Source organism: uncultured Candidatus Puniceispirillum sp., from assembly GCF_963979125.1.
Classification (GTDB): Bacteria; Pseudomonadota; Alphaproteobacteria; order Puniceispirillales; family Puniceispirillaceae; genus Puniceispirillum.
In genome coordinates this window covers 1-1,725 of the sequence record NZ_CAXBVX010000184.1, presented here as the reverse complement: position 1 = coordinate 1,725, position 1,725 = coordinate 1, and the positions used below count along the sequence as shown (strand labels likewise).

At 46.2% G+C, this 1,725-nt stretch carries 2 protein-coding genes; both read right to left on the bottom strand.

The window, feature by feature from the left end:
• The coding region (locus ABNT28_RS11015) for a beta-galactosidase (RefSeq protein ID WP_348721632.1) at window positions 1–369 on the bottom strand (369 nt) is incomplete at its 3' end.
• On the bottom strand, window positions 369–1,403 hold the full coding sequence (gene ugpC, locus ABNT28_RS11010; protein WP_348721631.1) for a sn-glycerol-3-phosphate ABC transporter ATP-binding protein UgpC: 1,035 nt from the start codon (window positions 1,401–1,403) through the stop codon (window positions 369–371). The genes ABNT28_RS11015 and ugpC, both read right to left, overlap by 1 nt.
• Between the last annotated feature and the right edge of the window lie 322 nt (window positions 1,404–1,725).

The window sequence follows — 1,725 nt, the reverse complement described above, 5'->3', positions numbered from 1 at the left end:
GAATACCAGTAAGCAGGTACATAATGTGCAGCATCCAAAACGCCGCGGTGTACCATCAGCTTCGATGGCAATCATGTCAGGCATTTCATCAACTAACCATTTTGGCGGGGTAGCGGTTGGCGTGCACATGGTTATTTTCAAACCTGCGTCGCTTAGCGTTTTGACTGCCCGATCAAGCCAGTCCCATGAAAAAATATCTCTTTTTGGCTCGATCCGTGACCACGCAAATTCGGCAATACGTACCCAGGAAATTCCCGCCGCAACCATGGCTTTGGCGTCAGATTCCCACATGTCTTCAGGCCAATGTTCGGGGTAATAGCAAACCCCAAGCGCTGGAAAACTATTATGCGGGTCAGATGACAATGACATCAGGCAGACGCCATAGTGGTGCTGAGCGTAACCCCATTGCTATCAAAGTGGTGCACTTTTTTGGCATCGAAAGTCAGATACATGTCTGCACCATGTTGCAGACCAGACTCGCCTTCTAGCTTGGCAGTGATTTCAACATCATTACCAAGGTCAATATAGGCCAGAGCATATTCGCCAAGCTGTTCGATATGCCTCAGCCTGCCATTAAGCTTGGCCTTGGCTTTGGTTGTATGGATCAGATGTTCGGGACGAATGCCAATTTCGGTCACATTATCTGGCGCTGATGTCAGGGCTTTGTGGGTTGTTGGAATGAAGTTCATTTTTGGGCTGCCAATAAATCCCGCAACAAATTTATTGGCAGGTGAATTGTAAAGTTCAAGCGGGGATCCAACCTGTTCAATATGTCCTGCGTTCAGAACCACGATCCGATCAGCCAATGTCATGGCTTCGACCTGATCGTGGGTTACATAGATCATCGTGGCATCAAGGTCATTGTGGAGCTTGGCTATTTCAATGCGCGTCTGCACACGCAAGGCAGCATCCAAATTTGACAGGGGTTCATCAAATAGAAACACCTTTGGATCGCGAACAATCGCGCGTCCGATAGCCACACGCTGGCGCTGGCCACCTGATAGATGCTTGGGCAAGCGTTTCAGATAATCGGTGATTTGCAAAATGCTGGCGGCACCATTTACGCGGCGTTCAATCTCTGGTTTTGGGGTTTTGCTTTGCCGCAAACCAAAGGCCATATTATCAAACACAGTCATGTGTGGATAAAGCGCATAGGACTGGAACACCATAGCCACGCCGCGTTCGGCTGGCACCACATCATTAACGATTTCATCATTGATCGTTAGGGTGCCACTGGAAATATCTTCAAGGCCAGCGATCATTCGTAATAGGGTTGATTTACCACAACCGGATGGCCCCACAAAAACCATAAATTCACCTGACTTTATGGTCAGGTTGAGATTGGCAATAACTTCGGTTTTGTCATAGGACTTATGAATATTGGTTAAAAGCAGATCAGCCATATATCTTTGTCTCGCCAATGTTTTTCATGCTGTTGGCGATTCCCAAATTGTTGTATTCAATTGGTGAAATTCTATCAGCCGCATATTGGCATTACCAACTATTTTGTAATTTAGCGCATGTTTTTATAGCACCTTGCCAGCCAAAAGTGTTGAATGGGTACATATCTGTTGTCATGGACAAAATTGATGGTTTGGAAGTGTTATGAATAAACCAGACATTCCGATTTTTGATGGTCATAATGATGTTCTATTTCGCCTGTTTCAAGCTGGTGGCCGCGACCATGCAAAAAGTTTTGTCACAGGCCGTGATGGTCATATTGAC

Coding starts and splice junctions, on each gene's coding strand:
- ugpC (WP_348721631.1), bottom strand. CDS start 1,403: ATGGCTGATCTGCTTTTAACCAATATTCATAAGTCCTATGACAAAACC.